Annotated in this window: 16 protein-coding genes; all 16 read right to left on the reverse strand. The window is 64.3% G+C overall.

The annotated features are described in order from the left end of the window. Nucleotides 1-29: 29 nt before the first annotated feature. The 16 genes from atpA to ABIC50_RS32650 all read right to left on the reverse strand — a co-directional run bounded on the left by atpA (nucleotide 30) and on the right by ABIC50_RS32650 (nucleotide 16,991). The gene (gene atpA, locus ABIC50_RS32575) at nucleotides 30-1,571 is read right to left on the reverse strand and encodes a F0F1 ATP synthase subunit alpha (RefSeq protein ID WP_126226910.1); all 1,542 of its coding nucleotides are present in this window, start codon (nucleotides 1,569-1,571) and stop codon (nucleotides 30-32) included. A gap of 44 nt (nucleotides 1,572-1,615) precedes the next feature. After that, entirely contained in the window at nucleotides 1,616-2,155 is a 540-nt protein-coding gene (locus ABIC50_RS32580) for a F0F1 ATP synthase subunit delta (RefSeq protein ID WP_006756468.1), read from the reverse strand. A gap of 2 nt (nucleotides 2,156-2,157) precedes the next feature. After that, the gene (locus ABIC50_RS32585) at nucleotides 2,158-2,628 is read right to left on the reverse strand and encodes a F0F1 ATP synthase subunit B (protein ID WP_006751767.1); all 471 of its coding nucleotides are present in this window, start codon (nucleotides 2,626-2,628) and stop codon (nucleotides 2,158-2,160) included. A gap of 128 nt (nucleotides 2,629-2,756) precedes the next feature. After that, on the reverse strand, nucleotides 2,757-3,026 hold the full coding sequence (gene atpE / locus ABIC50_RS32590) for a F0F1 ATP synthase subunit C (RefSeq protein ID WP_006482730.1): 270 nt from the start codon (nucleotides 3,024-3,026) through the stop codon (nucleotides 2,757-2,759). Between the two features lie 75 nt (nucleotides 3,027-3,101). Then, nucleotides 3,102-3,950 carry a F0F1 ATP synthase subunit A gene (atpB, locus tag ABIC50_RS32595; RefSeq protein ID WP_011655618.1) on the reverse strand — a complete coding sequence of 283 codons (849 nt, stop codon included), beginning with the start codon at nucleotides 3,948-3,950 and terminating at the stop codon, nucleotides 3,102-3,104. 110 nt (nucleotides 3,951-4,060) lie between these two features. Then, on the reverse strand, nucleotides 4,061-4,588 hold the full coding sequence (locus ABIC50_RS32600) for an ATP synthase subunit I (RefSeq protein WP_006751765.1): 528 nt from the start codon (nucleotides 4,586-4,588) through the stop codon (nucleotides 4,061-4,063). 573 nt (nucleotides 4,589-5,161) lie between these two features. Beyond that, the gene (locus ABIC50_RS32605) at nucleotides 5,162-6,292 is read right to left on the reverse strand and encodes an SLC13 family permease (RefSeq protein ID WP_354168954.1); all 1,131 of its coding nucleotides are present in this window, start codon (nucleotides 6,290-6,292) and stop codon (nucleotides 5,162-5,164) included. Nucleotides 6,293-6,305: 13 nt separating this feature from the next. Continuing rightward, complete coding sequence (locus ABIC50_RS32610) at nucleotides 6,306-7,199, reverse strand: ParB/RepB/Spo0J family partition protein (protein ID WP_006756473.1); 894 nt, start codon at nucleotides 7,197-7,199, stop codon at nucleotides 6,306-6,308. A 31-nt stretch (nucleotides 7,200-7,230) separates the two neighbouring features. Next, nucleotides 7,231-8,010 carry a ParA family protein gene (locus ABIC50_RS32615; protein WP_105830746.1) on the reverse strand — a complete coding sequence of 260 codons (780 nt, stop codon included), beginning with the start codon at nucleotides 8,008-8,010 and terminating at the stop codon, nucleotides 7,231-7,233. Nucleotides 8,011-8,061: 51 nt separating this feature from the next. After that, complete coding sequence (gene rsmG, locus ABIC50_RS32620; RefSeq protein ID WP_354168878.1) at nucleotides 8,062-8,748, reverse strand: 16S rRNA (guanine(527)-N(7))-methyltransferase RsmG; 687 nt, start codon at nucleotides 8,746-8,748, stop codon at nucleotides 8,062-8,064. Further along, the gene (gene mnmG, locus ABIC50_RS32625; RefSeq protein WP_175657290.1) at nucleotides 8,745-10,715 is read right to left on the reverse strand and encodes a tRNA uridine-5-carboxymethylaminomethyl(34) synthesis enzyme MnmG; all 1,971 of its coding nucleotides are present in this window, start codon (nucleotides 10,713-10,715) and stop codon (nucleotides 8,745-8,747) included. The genes rsmG and mnmG overlap by 4 nt, the downstream gene beginning before the upstream one ends. 497 nt (nucleotides 10,716-11,212) lie before the next feature. Continuing rightward, nucleotides 11,213-11,971 carry an ABC transporter ATP-binding protein gene (locus ABIC50_RS32630; protein WP_126226906.1) on the reverse strand — a complete coding sequence of 253 codons (759 nt, stop codon included), beginning with the start codon at nucleotides 11,969-11,971 and terminating at the stop codon, nucleotides 11,213-11,215. Further along, complete coding sequence (locus ABIC50_RS32635) at nucleotides 11,971-13,755, reverse strand: branched-chain amino acid ABC transporter ATP-binding protein/permease (protein WP_175676241.1); 1,785 nt, start codon at nucleotides 13,753-13,755, stop codon at nucleotides 11,971-11,973. Before ABIC50_RS32635 ends, ABIC50_RS32630 begins: the two co-directional genes overlap by 1 nt. A gap of 4 nt (nucleotides 13,756-13,759) precedes the next feature. After that, a complete protein-coding gene (locus tag ABIC50_RS32640; RefSeq protein ID WP_105830751.1) occupies nucleotides 13,760-14,815 on the reverse strand; it encodes a branched-chain amino acid ABC transporter permease in 1,056 nt (351 codons plus the stop codon). A gap of 200 nt (nucleotides 14,816-15,015) precedes the next feature. After that, the gene (locus ABIC50_RS32645; RefSeq protein WP_175708636.1) at nucleotides 15,016-16,173 is read right to left on the reverse strand and encodes an ABC transporter substrate-binding protein; all 1,158 of its coding nucleotides are present in this window, start codon (nucleotides 16,171-16,173) and stop codon (nucleotides 15,016-15,018) included. Nucleotides 16,174-16,274: 101 nt separating this feature from the next. Continuing rightward, nucleotides 16,275-16,991, reverse strand: coding sequence for a hypothetical protein (locus ABIC50_RS32650; protein ID WP_354168881.1), 717 nt, complete (start codon nucleotides 16,989-16,991; stop codon nucleotides 16,275-16,277). Nucleotides 16,992-17,162 lie beyond the last annotated feature (171 nt).

Here is a 17,162-nt window from a genome sequence, read left to right on the forward strand (position 1 = left end):
CCGCGCGGCCTCAGTGTGTCACTCGCGGATCAATAGGCACCCGACTTCTTGAAGGACTCGATCGCCGCGCGCAGCGCGCCTTCGTCGTCCTTCGAGAGATCCTTGGTGTCTTCGATGCGCTTGATGAGGTCAGCGTGGCTGGTCTTCAGGTTGTCGCGCAGGCCCTTCTCGAACGGCAGCACTTGCTTCACGTCGAGATCGTCGAGGTAGCCGTTGTTCGCGGCGTACAGCGACACGGCCAGTTCCCACACCTGCAGCGGCTGGTACTGCGGCTGCTTCAGCAGTTCCGTCACGCGGCGGCCGCGCTCGAGCTGCTTGCGGGTCGCTTCGTCGAGGTCCGATGCGAACTGCGCGAATGCGGCCAGTTCACGGTACTGCGCGAGGTCGGTACGGATACCGCCCGACAGCTTCTTCACGACCTTCGTCTGAGCGGCGCCGCCGACGCGCGACACCGACACGCCGGCGTTGATTGCCGGGCGGATGCCTGCGTTGAACAGGTCGGTTTCCAGGAAGATCTGGCCGTCGGTAATCGAGATCACGTTCGTCGGAACGAACGCGGTCACGTCGCCAGCCTGCGTTTCGATGACCGGCAGTGCCGTCAGCGAGCCGCTCTTGCCCTTCACTTCGCCGTTCGTGAACTTCTCGACGTACTCTTCCGACACGCGAGCAGCACGCTCGAGCAGACGCGAGTGCAGATAGAACACGTCACCCGGGTAGGCTTCACGGCCCGGCGGGCGGCGCAGCAGCAGCGAGATCTGACGGTATGCCCAAGCCTGCTTGGTCAAGTCGTCATAGATGATCAGCGCGTCTTGACCGCGGTCGCGGAAGTATTCGCCCATCGTGCATCCGGCGTACGGTGCGAGGTACTGCATCGCGGCCGAATCCGAAGCCGAAGCGGCGACGACGATCGTGTATTCCATCGCGCCCGTTTCTTCGAGCTTGCGCACCACGTTCATGATCGACGAAGCCTTCTGGCCGATCGCGACGTAGATACAGACCAGGTCCTTGCCCTTCTGGTTGATGATCGCGTCGATCGCCACCGCGGTCTTGCCGCACTGACGGTCGCCGATGATCAGCTCACGCTGGCCACGGCCGATCGGTACCATCGCATCGATCGACTTGATGCCCGTCTGCACCGGCTGCGACACCGACTTACGCCAGATCACGCCCGGAGCGATCTTTTCGATCGCGTCGGTCAGCTTCGCGTTGACCGGGCCCTTGCCGTCGATCGGGTTGCCGAGCGCGTCGACCACGCGGCCGACGAGTTCCGGACCAACCGGGACTTCGAGAATGCGGCCCGTCGTCTTGACGATGTCGCCTTCCGAGATGTGTTCGTATTCACCGAGAATCACGGCGCCGACCGAGTCGCGCTCGAGGTTCAGCGCGAGGCCGAACGTGTTGCCCGGAAACTCGAGCATTTCGCCCTGCATCACGTCCGACAGGCCGTGGATACGCACGATACCGTCGGTCACGGAGATCACGGTGCCCTGGTTGCGAACGTCTGCGCTCGCTTCAAGGCCCTGGATCCGGCTCTTGATCAGCTCGCTGATCTCAGAGGGATTGAGTTGCATTATTCGCTCCTGATAGTCAATTCTGTTGCGTGCCGGCGTGGCGCTCAGGCGGTCAAGGCAGCCTGCATCGATGCGAGGCGCGCGCGAACCGAGGTGTCGAGCACTTCGTCGCCGACCGTCACGCGCACGCCGCCGATCAGCGACGAATCGACTTCGACCGTCGGCTTCAGCTTGCGCTTGAACTTGCGTTCGAGGCCAGAGACGAGACTTTCGAGATCCGCGCCGTTCAGCGGGAACGCGCTCACGATCTCGGCGTCGGCTGCACCTTCACGTTCGTTCTTGAGCGCCTCGAACTGCTCGGCGATTTCCGGCAGCAGCGCGATACGATGATTGTCGACCAGCATCTGCACGAAGTTCTTCGCTTCCGCGCCGGCCGCGACCGGCGACTTCACCGCAGCAAGCAGCAGCTCGACCACTTGCGTGCGCGTCACCTTCGGGCTCGACGCGACCGACAGCACTTCCGGCAGACGCGCAACCTGGGCCAGCTCTTGCACGAGCGTGGACCAGGCGGCGATGTCACCTCCCTCGGCCACGCGGAACAGCGCTTCTGCGTAAGGGCGGGCGATGGTTGCAAGTTCGGCCATGATCAGAGCTCGGCTTTCAGTTGATTCAGCAGTTGGGCGTGGGCCGTTTGATCGACTTCGCGCTTCAGGATCTGCTCGGCGCCCTTCACGGCCAGCGAGGCGACTTCGCCACGCAGCGCTTCGCGCGCCTTCACGATTTGCTGTTCTGCTTCCGCCTTCGCCTGGGCGACGATGCGGGCGGCTTCAGCCTGGGCGTTGGCCTTGATTTCCTCGGCGACCGCCTGGGCACGCTTTTCAGCGTCGGCGATGCGCTGCTGGCCGTCGTTGCGGGCCTGCGCGAGTTCCTGGTCCACGCGCTTGTGCGCTGCGTCGAGTTCCGCCTTGCCCTTCTCCGCGGCGGCGAGGCCGTCGGCGATCTTCTTCGAACGTTCGTCGAGGGCGTTGATCAACGGCGGCCACACGAATTTCATCGTGAACCACGCGAGGACCAGGAACACGACCATTTGCGCAAACAGAGTTGCGTTGAGATTCACGGTGTTTCCTTATCTGCTATCCGGAAAAATGAAACGGTAAGGCGCTCATCGAGTTGCATTCGATCAGCGCCCCAAGTCTCCGTTCCGCCCTGCGCCGGCTTGCGCCGGGCGCATATTTCCGAGGAACCTTAGCCTGCGAGCTTCGACAGGAGCGGGTTCGCGAACGCGAACAGCATTGCGACACCAACACCGATCAGGAATGCAGCGTCGATCAGGCCGGCCAGCAGGAACATCTTCGTTTGCAGCGGGTTGATGAGTTCCGGCTGACGTGCGCACGCTTCGATGTACTTGCCACCCATCAGCGCGATACCGATACAGGCGCCGATTGCACCCAGGCCGATGATGATGCCGATACCGATGGCGGTCAGACCCTGGATGTTGGCGATGTAAGCTTGCATGATCACTCCTTTGTGAAAAGACTTGGAACTGAGATTTAAAAAACTAAAACGAAGACTCTTTGTTGCACGCCGCGCTTAGTGCTTGTCGTGCGCCTGGCCGAGATACACCAGCGTCAGCATCATGAAAATGAATGCCTGCAACAGAACAATCAGGATGTGGAAGATTGCCCAGACGCTGCCCGCGATCACGTGACCAATGAAGCCGAGGAACGTTGCGTCGCCACCGAAGCTCCACATGCTGCCGAGCAGGGCGATCAACAGGAACAACAGCTCACCCGCGTACATGTTGCCGAACAGCCGCATGCCGAGCGAAACGGTCTTTGCGACGTATTCGACGATGTTGAGCGCGAGGTTGGGGATCCACAGCAGCGGGTGGCCGCCGAACGGGGCCGAGAGCAGCTCATGCACGAAGCCGCCCGCGCCCTTGATCTTGATGCTGTAGTAGATCATCAGGACGAACACGCCGAGCGCGATGCCGAGCGTGCCATTCAGGTCGGCCGTCGGGACGATGCGATGGTGGGAAATCACGTCCGACAGACCGAGCAGGCCGATCACGCGGCCCGGCAGGTCGACCGGGAGGAAGTCGAGCGAGTTCATCAGCGTGACCCACACGAACACCGTGAGGGCGAGCGGCGCGATGAACGTACGATTGCCGTGGACGATGGCTTTCGACTGGTCTTCGACCATTTCGACGAGCATCTCGATCGCGCACTGGAAACGGCCCGGCACGCCCGACGTCGCCTTGCGGGCGGCCAGACGCAGCACGAGGATCGTCACGATGCCGCACACGATCGACCAGAACAGCGTATCGAGATTCCAGACGTGGATATCGAAAATCGACGTCTGATGCGAGGTGGAGAAATTCTGCAAGTGGTGCGCAATGTACTCGGACGGATCCGGACGCGTGCCTTCGCTAGCTGCCATATCGTTAATGCCACCCAAATTGTCGAAAATCGTTTTGCCCCATTCCGCAATACGCTATTGCGGGAACGGGCCGGTGCGGTTCGTTGTCGAAACCGCACGCTGCTTGTTTCTTACCGCCAGGCCAGCGCGATCCAGTACGTCTTCAGCACGACGAGGTACGTGACCAGGAACGGCACCCAGTGCACGCCGGCCCAGCCGAACGCCACTGCTGCGAACATCCCGATCGTCAGGCCGAGTTTCAGGGCTTCGCCCATCACCCAGCTCATGACGGTGGCCGAGCCACCTGCCTTCAGTCGTGCCACGAACAACGCGCTTGGCACCCAGCCGATCGCCCCGCCCAGAAACGCGGACTGCGCAGCGGCGCCCGGCGACTTTGAAAACAGCCACCACGCCAGCGTTGCAACCAGGGACAAGACCACCTGCGCGGCCACCACCTTGGAGGGGGTCACGCGCGACGGCTTGCTCACGTTCGGACCGAACAGCCTTTCGGCTTCCGTCCGCGTGAGCGGAACGATGTTGTTATCTTGCTGCTCGGCATCCCAGTCGTCGGCATCGGACTCGCGCCGTTCGCCGGCCGCTGAAGCGGTGCGTTGCGCTCGGTGATCATCGTGCCTGTCGTTCGGCGCCTGACCCGCCATCGCAATTTTCCGCAAAATCCTTGAACCCGGCCCCAGACTTTCCGAAAGCTTTCAGGGGTGCCTAGCTAACAAATCCGGGCGATTGTAAGCGATAGTTGCAAGTGATTCAAGGCTTTAGACGCGACAAAAACCTGTGCAAAACGACGCCTCATCATGTGAAAAACGCGCGAATCGGCGACGTACGATGACAGTTGTAAGGTCGCCTTCCTGCACCGGTATTTCTTGCCCGAAAAAGTGCGGCGACGAGGAAATGACGCGACATCGATGCCTGGCACGGGCGTCATCGACGCGACGCGATCGCAGCAGGAATGCTGCTGTGACGCGACCACGGAAAACGACCGTGCGCAGCGATGCGGAACGAAGGAAATAGCGCGACCACCGCGTTGGGCGCGACGCGCGAAATGCGCTCGGCCGCGAGCGGGCCGAGGCTCGCAATCAGTTGTTGTGCCGCCACAGAATATCGACTGTGAATCGCCGCACTTATCAACAGCCCGGGTTCGCCACGGCCGGGAACGCCGTGCGCCCTCCCCCGTCACGCTTGCAGCACGTCTGCACCGCAGGCGGCCGCGCCGCTCAACCGTGAACGAGCAACCACGCGCCCAGTGCCGCGCTCACGATCGCGAACGGAATCGACACCAGGTGAAACGGCAGCCACATGCGCGGCTCCTTCGCGAGACGCACCGCGATCAGGTTCGCGAGCGAACTGATCGCGAAGCCGAAGCCGCCGACCGATACGCCGAACGCGAGCGCACGCCAGTCGTGCGTGAATTCCGACAGCAGGATGGCCGCCGGCACGTTGCTGATTCCCTGTGACAGCACCACACCCGCCCCGAACACCCGCAGCGGCGAATCGAGATGGGTCCGCGCGATCGCGTCGTGCACGATGGGCAGCGCGGCCGCGCTACGCAGCACGACGAACATCAGCACGAAGATCAGCAGCAGCAGCCAGTCGATCTTCAGGACTGCGTCACGTTTTGCGACCAGCAGCGCGATCACGACGGCGAGCAGCGCCGGCACCGGATGGTGCGCGTCGGCCAGCAGCACGAACGCACCGAACAGCACCGCCGCGAGCAGCGCGTGCATGCGCTGCACGGGAACGGCCTCGACGTCGCCCGACAGGTCGAGCGGTTTCGCGCGGAACGCGCACGCCGTCAGCACGAGCAGCAGCGCCATCAACGCCAGTGCGAGCGGACCGAGCGTCACGACGAAGCGGCCGAACGACATGCCGCTCAATTGCCACAGGAACAAGTTCTGGGGATTGCCGAGCGGCGTCGCGACGGACCCCGCGTTGACGGCCAGCGCGACCACGATCACGAGCCGACGGAACGGTAGCGGCGTCAGCGCGCGCAGTGACACCATCAACGGCACGACGACGAACAGCGCGACGTCGTTGGTGAGCCACATCGCGAGTGCCGCCGCGAACACGACAAGCAGTATCGCGAGCCCGCGCTCCGAATGCACGTGATGGACGATGCGATGCGCGAGCCACATCAGGCATCCGGACAACTCGAGCGCCTTGGTCAGCATCAGCAGGCCCGCGAGCGTCGCGACGGTCTGCCAGTCGACGCGCCCGGCCAGCGTGGCGATTGGTTGCGGATGCAACCATTGCAGAATGATCAGTGCAAGCGCCAGTACCGACAGCACCGGCTCCTTCAACAGCCAGGCAAGCCAACAGCGTGGTGCCGCCGCGCCCGTGTTCTCTATCAATCGCGCCTCGTTATTCTTCGGTCGCGACGTTGCCGCGCAGGCGCACGAGAATGCCCTCGAGCGCATCGAGGTTGCCGAAATCGATCATCACCTGCCCTCGCCCGCGGCGGCCGAGCTTGATCTTCACCGTCGACGCGAGCAGGTCGGACAACTCCTCTTCGAGACGGCGCGTGTCGCGGCCGCCGTCATCCTTGGCGCGCGCCTTCACCGCAGGCGCTTCCTTTGTCGTGTGCGCGACCAGCTTCTCGGTCTCGCGCACCGACATGCGCTTGTTGACGACCTGGTGCGCGAGCGTGATCTGCGTCGCCGCGTCGACCGCGAGCAGCGCACGCGCGTGGCCCATGTCGAGATCGCCGGCCAGCAGCATCGTCTGCACCGGCGCAGCGAGGTTCAGCAGGCGCAGCAAGTTCGACACCGCGCTGCGCGAACGGCCGACCGATTCGGCCGCCTGTTCGTGCGTGAAACCGAACTCGTCGAGCAGGCGCTGGATACCGTGCGCCTCTTCCAGCGGGTTCAGGTCTTCACGCTGGATGTTCTCGATCAGCGCCATCGCGGCAGCGGCCTGATCGGACACGTCCTTCACGAGCACCGGCACTTCGTCGAGACCGGCCAGGCGCGCCGCGCGGAAACGTCGCTCGCCGGCGATGATCTCGTATTTGTCAGATGAAATGGGCCGCACCAGGATCGGCTGCATCACGCCTTGCGCGCGGATGCTGGCCGCCAGTTCCTGCAGGCTGCCTTCGTCCATCCGGGTCCGCGGCTGGTACTTGCCGGCCTGCAGCTTGCCGAGCGCGAGCGTGTTCGGCGCCCCTTCGATCTTCACCGCTTCGGTGATGTCCGCACTGCCGCCGAGCAGCGCTTCGAGGCCACGTCCCAAGCCCTTCTTCTTTGGTACCGCGTTCATGTCTTTCTTCCTCGCTTCGCTCATGTCCGGATCACGACACCTCGAACGCGCGCACGCGGTCGATCATCTCGGCACCGAATTGGATATACGCCTGCGCACCGCGCGAGTTGCGGTCGAACACGACGCCCGGCAACCCGTAACTCGGCGCTTCCGCCAGGCGCACGTTGCGCGGGATCACCGCGTCGAACACCTTGTCGCCGAAGTGCGCTTTCAGTTGATCGGAGACCTGCTGCTGCAGCGTGATGCGCGGATCGAACATCACGCGCAGCAAGCCGATGATCTTCAGGTCGCGGTTCATGTTCGCGTGAACCTGCTTGATCGTATTGACGAGATCCGACAGCCCTTCCAGCGCGAAGTACTCGCACTGCATCGGGATCACGACGCCATGTGCCGCGCACAGTCCGTTCAGCGTCAGCAGCGACAGCGTCGGCGGGCAATCGATCAGCACGAAGTCGTAGTCGTCGGCCACGTGCTCAAGCGCGGCCTTCAGCCGACGCTCGCGGTTGTCGATGCCGATCAGCTCGATCTCGGCACCCGACAGCTCGCGGTTGGCCGGCAGCACGTCGTACGTGACGCCCTCCGGACGCACGCGTGCGTCCGACACCGATACGCCGTCGATCAGCACTTCGTACACGGTCGACTCGCAGGCGGCCTTGTCGATCCCGCTGCCCATCGTCGCGTTGCCCTGCGGGTCGAGATCGATCAGCAGGACTCGTTGCTCCTGCGCTGCAAGGCTTGCGGCGAGATTGACCGATGTCGTCGTCTTGCCGACGCCCCCCTTCTGGTTCGCAACGCAGAAGATCTTTGCCATCGTTGGTGTGTTCCCTTTACCTTCAAACAAACGGCGCGCTACCGCGCGCCTTCAATTCGCCTCGTCGACGACGACCTCAATCAGGTGCCGTTCGGCATCGAGCATCGGTACTGCAAGCCGCATCGTCTGCTTTACGCGGCTGCCTTCCGGCAGTCGCGCAATTTCGTCGTCCGGGTGAACACCCTTCATTGCCCAGATCGATCCGCCGGGCGCGACGAGATGACGAGCAAGTTTAACGAAGTCGGATAGATCCGCGAAGGCGCGGGACACGATCATGTCGAATTTTTCCGGCACGTCGACACCCGGCTGCAGCAATTCGACCCGCCCGGTGACGACCGACAGGTTCGCGAGCTTCAGCTCCGCGCGCATTTGCGTCTGGAATGCAGACTTTTTCTGCACGATATCGTTCAACGTCACCAGCCAGTCCGGCTGGACGATCGCCAGCACGATGCCGGGCAGGCCGCCGCCCGAACCCACGTCGAGCACGCGCGCCGATGCACGGTCGCGCAGATGCGGAACGATGGAGAGCGAATCGAGGATGTGCTGGATCAGCATCTGCTTCGGGTCGCGGATCGCAGTCAGGTTGTAGACCGCGTTCCACTTGCCGAGCAGCGCGACATAGTCGAGCAGCTGGTTGCGTTGTGCATCCGTCAATGCGATGTCGAGCGCGGCCGTGCCGTCGACGAGCATCTGTTCAAGTACGTCCCGATTAACCGCCGGCGCGCGACGCGCCGTCATTGTTGCGTCGGGACGGTGCCGTCCCCCTGCTCCGTCGCCTCTGCGGCGGTGCCGTTACGACGGCCAAGGCCACGGCGTTTCAGATGCACCATCAGCAATGAGATCGCAGCCGGCGTGACGCCCGAGATCCGCGAGGCCTGACCGATCGTTTCCGGCCGGAACTCGTTCAGCTTCTGGCTCACTTCGAACGACAGGCCGCGAACCTCGCGGTAGTCGATACCGTCCGGCAGGCGCGTGTTCTCGTTCGCATCGTTGCGCTCGATCTCGCTCGCCTGCCGCTCGATATAGCCCTGATACTTGATGCCGATCTCGACCTGCTCCTTGATCTGCTCGAGCAGAACCGGATCGTCGGCCAGCGGTTCGGCCGGTGCGCATTCGCCACCCTTCAGGCTGCACACGCCGTCGTAGCTAATGCCTGGGCGGCGCAGCAGCTCGGCGAGGCTGTATTCGTGATCGATCGCCTTGCCGAGCAAAGCCGTCGCTTCTTCCGGCGGCAGCGTCTTCGGCGTGACCCACGTCGACTTCAGGCGTTCGGTTTCACGTGAAACAGCGTCGCGCTTCCGGCTGAATGCGTCCCAGCGCGCGTCGTCGACGAGCCCCAGTTCGCGGCCGATCTCCGTCAGTCGCATGTCCGCGTTGTCTTCACGCAGGCTCAGGCGGTACTCCGCACGGCTCGTGAACATCCGGTACGGTTCGGCCACGCCGCGCGTGACGAGGTCGTCGACCAGCACGCCCAGGTACGCCTGGTCGCGACGCGGGCACCATGCGTCCTTCTCCTGCACGTAGCGGCCTGCGTTCAAGCCGGCCAGCAGGCCTTGTGCGGCCGCTTCTTCATAGCCGGTCGTGCCGTTGATCTGGCCCGCAAAGAACAGCCCGTTGATCGCCTTCGTCTCGAGCGACGCCTTCAGCGCGCGCGGGTCGAAGTAGTCGTACTCGATCGCGTAGCCGGGCCGCAGGATGTGCGCGTTCTCGAGGCCGCGCATCGAGTGCACGAGCTCGAGCTGCACGTCGAACGGCAGGCTCGTCGAGATCCCGTTCGGATAGAACTCGTTTGTCGTCAGCCCTTCCGGCTCCAGGAAGATCTGGTGCGATTCCTTCGACGCGAACCGGTGAATCTTGTCCTCGATCGACGGGCAGTAGCGCGGGCCGACGCCTTCGATCACGCCTGTATACATAGGCGAACGGTCGAGGCCGCCGCGAATGATGTCGTGCGTGCGCTCGTTCGTATGCGTGACCCAGCATGGCAGCTGCTGCGGATGCTGCTCTGCCCGGCCCAGGAACGAGAACACGGGAATCGGATCGAGGTCGCCCGGCTGCTCGTCCAGCTTCGAAAAGTCGATCGAGCGGCCGTCGATACGCGGTGGCGTGCCCGTCTTCAGGCGGCCCTGCGGCAGCTTCAGCTCCTTCAGGCGCGCCGACAACGACACGGCCGCCGGATCGCCCGCGCGACCGCCCGTATAGTTGTTCAGACCGACGTGGATCTTGCCGTCGAGGAACGTCCCTGCCGTCAGCACCACCGCACGCGCGCGGAAGCGGATGCCGATCTGCGTAACGGCGCCGACCACGCGGTCGCCTTCGACCATCAGGTCGTCCACGGCCTGCTGGAACAGCCACAGGTTCGGCTGATTCTCGAGCCGATGGCGGATCGCAGCCTTGTACAGGATACGGTCAGCCTGAGCGCGCGTCGCACGCACGGCCGGGCCCTTCGACGAATTGAGGATCCGGAACTGAATACCGCTCTCGTCCGTCGCGGCGGCCATCGCACCGCCGAGCGCATCGACTTCCTTGACCAGATGGCCCTTGCCAATGCCGCCGATCGACGGATTGCAGCTCATCTGCCCGAGCGTTTCGATGTTATGGGTCAGCAGCAGCGTCTTCGCACCCATACGGGCCGATGCCAACGCGGCTTCCGTGCCCGCGTGCCCGCCACCGACAACGATGACGTCAAATTCTGTGGGAAAAAGCATGGTGGATTCCGCACACAGGACTGTGCACGAACCTATCTGAGAAATGTATGGGGCGAATTATAGCGGGTTCGCTTTTCACCCGAAGGCCATCCGAATGGTAGGGCCGGTTCATTTCACCGTTTTTTTGGCCGATCGGCCGAGCTGTGCCGGCCCAGCCTGCTACGGCAATGTGCGCCCGCGGCCTCGACGCACATCGCCAAGCTGTGCAAAACAGGCGTCGACATCCCTCCGAGGTCACAGTATTTCCGATCGATCGCCCGATACTTATCCACTGTGCCGCTCGTCTCACGGCAATAGCGGGCTGTCGTGCACACAATGCTCGTTATCCTGTGCAGCCCGGCACGATAGGCACCGCGCCCCCATCACAGCGCTTCGGCTGGATGCTCCGGCACTTATCCCCAAACTCGATTCGTCGGAGCATCGCCCTGCCCCCGAAAACAAAAACGGCGTGTTTCACGTGAAACACGCCGCCCGTTTCCCGCCACCCGCCCTAACCATCAAGCCATCTTCTTCGCCAGCCCCAGGTACGTTTCGATCACGCGCGGATTCTGTGCCAGTTCGGCCGCCGGCCCCTCCAGCGCCAGCTCCCCCGTCTCCAGTACATAACCGTAGTCCGAGATCTGCAGCGCCGCCCGCGCGTTCTGCTCGATGAGCAGCGTCGCCACACCTGTGCCGCGCAACGCGCTGATGATATGAAAAATCTCCTTCACGATCAGCGGCGCCAGCCCGAGGCTCGGCTCATCGAGCATCAGCAGGTCGGGTTTGCCCATCAGCGCGCGGCCCACCGCAAGCATCTGCCGCTCACCGCCCGACAGCGTACCGGCCGCCTGCTTGCGCCGCTCCTTGAGCCGCGGAAACAGCGCAAACACATGATCGAGCTGGTCGAGGAAGTTCGACTCGCCCGCGAGCTTGCGGCGATACGCACCCAGCACGAGGTTGTCCTCGACCGTCATCGTGCTGAACAGCTCGCGTTTTTCCGGCACGAGGCACATCCCGCGAGCGACGCGCTGCTCCACCGGCAGCGCGCCCACGTCGTTGCCGCGGTACATGACCGCGCCCGACGCATGCCCGGTCACGGGCAATGCCCCCATGATCGCGTTCAGCATCGTCGACTTGCCGGCACCGTTCGGGCCGATCACGCTGACAATCTGCCCGGCGCCCACCTTGATCGCCGCACCGTGCAGCGCCTCGACTTTCCCGTACCGGACCGCCAGTCCGCGCACCTCGAGAATCGGCATCGTCGTATCCGCCGTCATCACTCCACCCCGCCCAGATACGCTTCGAGCACCGCCGGATCCTGCTGCACGTCTTGCGGCAGCCCTTCCGCGATCCGCGTGCCGAATTCCATCACCACCAGCCGGTCGGTGAGATTCATCACGAAATCCATGTCATGTTCCACGAGCAACACGCTCATCCCTTCGGCCTTCAGGCGCCGCAACAGATCGGCGAGTTGCTGCTTCTCCTGGTAGCGCAGCCCGGCGGCCGGCTCATCGAGCAGCAGCAGCGTCGGGTCGCAGCACAGCGCGCGTGCGATTTCGAGAATCCGCTGCTGGCCGAGCGCGAGGCTGCCCGCTTCGTCGTACATGTGCTTTTCGAGCCCGACGCGGCGGATCTGCCGTGCCGCTTCGGCCAGCAGTTGCGCCTCCTCGTGCGCGTTGAGCCGCGCGATGCTGCGCCACACGCCCGTGTGGCCGCGCAGATGTGCGCCGATCGCGACATTCTCGAGCACCGTCATCGTCGGCAGCAGCTTCACGTGCTGGAACGTACGGCCGATCCCGCGCCGGACGATCTGACGCGACGTAAGCCCGTCGATCCGCTCGCCGCGGAACGTGATCGTGCCGCCGGTCGGCTGCAGCACGCCGGTCACGAGGTTGAACGTGGTCGACTTGCCGGCGCCGTTCGGGCCAATCAGGCCGATGATCTGCCCCGCCTTCACGTCGAAACTGACGTCGTTGACGGCCACCAACCCGCCGAACTGCTTGCGCGCGTTGTCGACGACGAGCAGCGGCTCGCCGGCCACAGGTTTCGCGCGCTGCGGCAGCGGATCGGCCTGATCGGGCGCATGTGCGCGCGGCCCGCGCGGAAACAGCTTCGCGACGAACGGCCACACGCCCTGGCGCGCGTACTGCAGCAGCAGCACCATCAGCACGCCGAACACGATGATCTCGAAGTTGCCTTCCGAGCCGAGCAGCTTCGGCAGCAGCGTCTGCAGGTAGTCCTGCAGCACGGTGAGAATCGCCGCACCGAGCACCGCGCCCCACACGTGCGACACGCCGCCGACCACGGCCATGAACAGGAATTCGATCCCGTGGTTCAGCCCGAACGGGGTCGGGTTCACCGCGCGCTGCAGGTGCGCGTACAGGAAGCCCGATACCGCGGCGAGCACGGCCGCGTAGACGAAGATCACGACGCGCATCCATGCGGTGTTCACGCCCATCGCCTCGGCCATTACCCCGCCGCCGCGCAGCGCGCGGATCGCGCGGCCGGGGCGGCTGTTGAGCAGGTTCTGCACCGACACGATCGCCGCCAGCACGACGGCCCAGATCAGGAAGTACAGGCTGCGGCCGCTGCCGAGCTCGATGCCGAACAGGTTCAGCGCCGGAATCCCGTTGATCCCGTCGTACTTGCCGAGCAGCTCGAGGTTGCCGAACAGATAGAACAGCGCGAGGCCCCACGCGATCGTGCCGAGCGGCAGGAAGTGCCCGGACAGCCGCATCGTGACCGCACCGAGCACGAGCGCGACGAGCGCCGTCAGCACGACGCCGACGATCAGCGCGAGCCACGGCGACACGCCGTATCGCGTCGTGAGGAACGCCGTCGCATACGCGCCGATGCCGACGAACGCGGCCTGCCCGAAACTCGTCATCCCGCCGACACCCGTCAGCAGCACGAGCCCGATCGCGACGATCGCGTAGAGGCCGATGTAGTTCAGCAGCGTGATCCAGTATTCGGGCACCTGCAGCGCGCCGGGCAGCACCGGCAGCGCGAACAGCACCACGAGAAACACCCAGAAGGTCTTGTTGCGTACCATCGTCTTCATCGCGTCACTCCTCTTCCTCTTCCGCATGCGGCGTCGCGAAACTGCGCCACAGCAGCACCGGGATGATCAGCGTGAACACGATCACTTCCTTGTACGCGCTCGCCCAGAACGACGAATACGATTCGAGCACGCCGACGAGCAGCGAGCCGGCGGCCGCGAGCGGATAGCTGACCAGCCCGCCGATGATCGCGCCGACGAAGCCCTTCAGGCCGATCAGAAAGCCGGAGTCGTAATAGATGGTCGTCAGCGGACCGACGAGGATGCCGGACAGCACGCCGAGCCCCGCTGCCAGCGTGAACGCCAGGCGCCCCGCTTCGGTCGTGCCGATGCCGACGAGCCGCGCGCCGAGCCGGTTCACCGACGTCGCGCGCAGTGCCTTGCCGGCGATCGTGCGGCCGAAGTACACGTAGAGCGCACCGATCAGCACCAGCGCGGTCACGACCACGAGAATGCTCTGCACCGACACAGTCATGCTGCCGACCGACAGCGACGCATCCGCGAATCCGTTGGTACGCGAACCTTCCGCGCCGAACATCACCAGCCCGAGGCCGACCATCGCGAAATGGACGGCGACCGACACGATCAACAGCAGCAGCGTCGTGCCTTCGGCGATCGGTTGATAGACGAGCCGGTAGACGAACGGCCCCATCGGCACGACGATCGCGAGCGTCAGTGCGATCTGCGCGAGCATCGGCAACGGCTGCGCGGCAAAACTGCGCGTGAGCGCGAACACCGCGAGCGGCAGCAGCACGTAGCGGCTCGCCAGCGTCGCGAGCGTGCGGCCGAGCTGATGGCGGCGTTCGCGATGACGGACCAGGCCGCCGACTTCCAGCATGAAGCACGCGATGCCCATCACGAACAATAGCCAGCAGGTAGCGGGAAATTTCTGCGCCTGCAACGCCGCAAGCGTGAGCGCGCCGTAGGCGACGAATTCGCCCTGGGGAATGAAGATCACCCGCGTGACGGAAAACACCAGCACGAGCGCCAGCGACAGCAATGCATAAATGGCGCCGGTCGTGATGCCGTCTTGCGCGAGGATCGCCGCAATCGAGAAATCCATACGTTTCGTGTATCGAGAATGCTGCGGAGAAACGGCGACGGGAGCGGCCCGCGCACGCGGACGGCAAGACCGGAGGTCAGGCGTCGTGCGGCGGCTTCCCGGACACTCCATGCGGCGCGAGCGCGGGCCGCCAGACCCGCCGCGCTGCCGACGGCGCGCACGGCGCCGTTCGCGCCGCGCCCGCCGGTTTCACGTGATGCTTACTCGGCCTGCAGCTTCCACTTGCCGTCGACGATCTGCACCATCACGCGCGCACGCGTGTCGAAGCCGTTGTGATCGGTCGACGTCATGTTGATCACGCCGTGCGACACGGGCAGGTCCTTCACGCTCTCGAGCGACGCGCGCAGCGCCTCGCGGAACGCCTCGGTGCCCGGCTGGCCCTTCTTCAGCGCGTCGGGAATCGCGCGCTGCAGCAGCAGCCCCGCATCCCACGCATGCCCGCCGAAGGTCGACAGCGAGCCCGCGCCGTACGCCTTCTCGTACGCAGCCTTGTAGCCGAGCGCCGGCTTCTTCACCGGATTCGAATCGGGCAGCTGGTCGGTCACGAGCACCGGGCCGGCCGGCAGGATCTCGCCTTCGCAATCCTTGCCGCACACGCGCAGGAAGTCGTTGTTCGCGACGCCGTGCGTCTGGTACACCTTGCCCTTGTAGCCGCGCTCCTTGAGCGTCTTGGCCGGCAGCGCGGCCGGCGTGCCGGAACCGGCGATCAGCACCGCGTCCGGGTTCGAGCCCAGCAGCTTCAGCACCTGCCCCATCACCGACGCATCGGTGCGGTTGTAGCGCTCGTTCGACACGACCTTCAGCCCGTTCTTCGCCGCGGCCGCGTTGAACGTGTTGTACCAGCTGTCGCCGTACGCGTCGGCGAAGCCGATGAAGCCGATCGTCTTCACGCCGTGCTTCGCCATGTAGCCGGCGATCGCGTCGGCCATCAGCTGGTCGTTCTGCGGCACCTTGAACATCCACGCGCGCTTCGCGTCCATCGGCGCGATGATCTGCGCGCTCGCCGCGAGCGAGATCGTCGGCGTCTTGCCCTGCGACACCGGGTCGAGCATCGCGAGCGAATTCGGCGTGACGGACGAACCGATGATCGCGTCGACGTGATCCTCGTCGATCAGCTTGCGCACGTTCTGCACCGCGCGGCTCGTGTCGGACGCATCGTCGAGCACGATGTACTGGACGCTCTTGCCCGCGATTTCCTTCGGCAGCAGCGCGATCGTGTTCTTTTCCGGAATCCCGAGCGATGCGGCCGGCCCGGTGGCCGACAGCGTCACGCCGATCTTCACCTGTGCCGACGCCGTGGCCGCCGCACACACGAGGCCCGCGGCAAGCAGAACCTCCATCCATCGATTCATCTTCATTTATGTCGTCTCCAAACGCTGCTCGAAAAATCCACGGGTCGCTCGGGCGGCTCCCGGTCCTCAAAACAAGTTAATAATTTAACTATCTCGCCATGCCGCGCCTACGCTCGTTTTCCCGTGAAACGCGCGCGCGCCGCCGCGCATTCCGCAGCGGTCGTTCGACCGTCACGATGCGCGGCAGCAATGTCGTCAGGATGAAGCAAGCGCGGAAAGGCGGCTTGGCGGGAAAGGCGATCGATGCGCACGCAACCATCATCGGCAGATCGACCGGCCAGAGCGAATTCGGCCACGCGCGCGGGCGGCGCAAGATCGGAAGCGCGGCAGTTCATGTGGATGCGAACGCAACGACCGGAGAAAGAACCGTGCCGGCCAATCGTGCCGGAGCGCGCATACCGGCCGCAGAACGGCTCGCGAAAGCGCGGGCATACCCATGCGCTCCCCACCCCGTACGAGCGGCGCCAGCCGCCCGTCGTGCCCCGATCCATCGTCCTGCGCTTCTCATCCAACCGTACTCCCTCTTCTGCATTTTGCTTGTAGGAGAACTGCCGACCGATTTTCCCGACCGCGCGGTCGGCGAAAGCTGAGTGTAACGGACGCTTTTTGCGCACGCCAACCGGGTAAGCCCGGACGGCATGCACGCGGCTGCGCGCCAGTGGCGATCGACCGGCAGGCATGACGAAAACGGGGGGACGGGGGTGAAACTGAAACGCGGGCAGTGCGAAGCCGAATACGGGCGCGCGGAACGCGGCGCCGCTTCCCTGCACCATCGAGGGAAATTCGCGCACACAAATGAAAAAGCGCTGTTGGATTCCGTCCAACAGCGCTTTGGGGTCCGGGCACTTTGTGCCTCGATTGTCTCCTCGTTCTCCACCTGCAAATTCGTTTCGCGGTGCATCAGAACTGAACGAAGATTAAAGGACCTTTCATGCCGGGACAACTTAGCATTTACCCCTATGGTGCATCGCCGCACGAAAATGGGGCACCAGCGC

The sequence above is a fragment of the Burkholderia sp. 567 genome (assembly GCF_040545115.1).
GTDB lineage: Bacteria > Pseudomonadota > Gammaproteobacteria > Burkholderiales > Burkholderiaceae > Burkholderia > Burkholderia ambifaria.

Coding starts and splice junctions, on each gene's coding strand:
- atpA (WP_126226910.1), bottom strand. CDS start 1,571: ATGCAACTCAATCCCTCTGAGATCAGCGAGCTGATCAAGAGCCGGATC.
- ABIC50_RS32580 (WP_006756468.1), bottom strand. CDS start 2,155: ATGGCCGAACTTGCAACCATCGCCCGCCCTTACGCAGAAGCGCTGTTC.
- atpE (WP_006482730.1), bottom strand. CDS start 3,026: ATGCAAGCTTACATCGCCAACATCCAGGGTCTGACCGCCATCGGTATC.
- atpB (WP_011655618.1), bottom strand. CDS start 3,950: ATGGCAGCTAGCGAAGGCACGCGTCCGGATCCGTCCGAGTACATTGCG.
- ABIC50_RS32600 (WP_006751765.1), bottom strand. CDS start 4,588: ATGGCGGGTCAGGCGCCGAACGACAGGCACGATGATCACCGAGCGCAA.
- ABIC50_RS32610 (WP_006756473.1), bottom strand. CDS start 7,199: ATGAACGCGGTACCAAAGAAGAAGGGCTTGGGACGTGGCCTCGAAGCG.
- ABIC50_RS32615 (WP_105830746.1), bottom strand. CDS start 8,010: ATGGCAAAGATCTTCTGCGTTGCGAACCAGAAGGGGGGCGTCGGCAAG.
- rsmG (WP_354168878.1), bottom strand. CDS start 8,748: ATGACGGCGCGTCGCGCGCCGGCGGTTAATCGGGACGTACTTGAACAG.
- mnmG (WP_175657290.1), bottom strand. CDS start 10,715: ATGCTTTTTCCCACAGAATTTGACGTCATCGTTGTCGGTGGCGGGCAC.
- ABIC50_RS32630 (WP_126226906.1), bottom strand. CDS start 11,971: ATGACGGCGGATACGACGATGCCGATTCTCGAGGTGCGCGGACTGGCG.
- ABIC50_RS32635 (WP_175676241.1), bottom strand. CDS start 13,755: ATGAAGACGATGGTACGCAACAAGACCTTCTGGGTGTTTCTCGTGGTG.
- ABIC50_RS32640 (WP_105830751.1), bottom strand. CDS start 14,815: ATGGATTTCTCGATTGCGGCGATCCTCGCGCAAGACGGCATCACGACC.
- ABIC50_RS32645 (WP_175708636.1), bottom strand. CDS start 16,173: ATGAAGATGAATCGATGGATGGAGGTTCTGCTTGCCGCGGGCCTCGTG.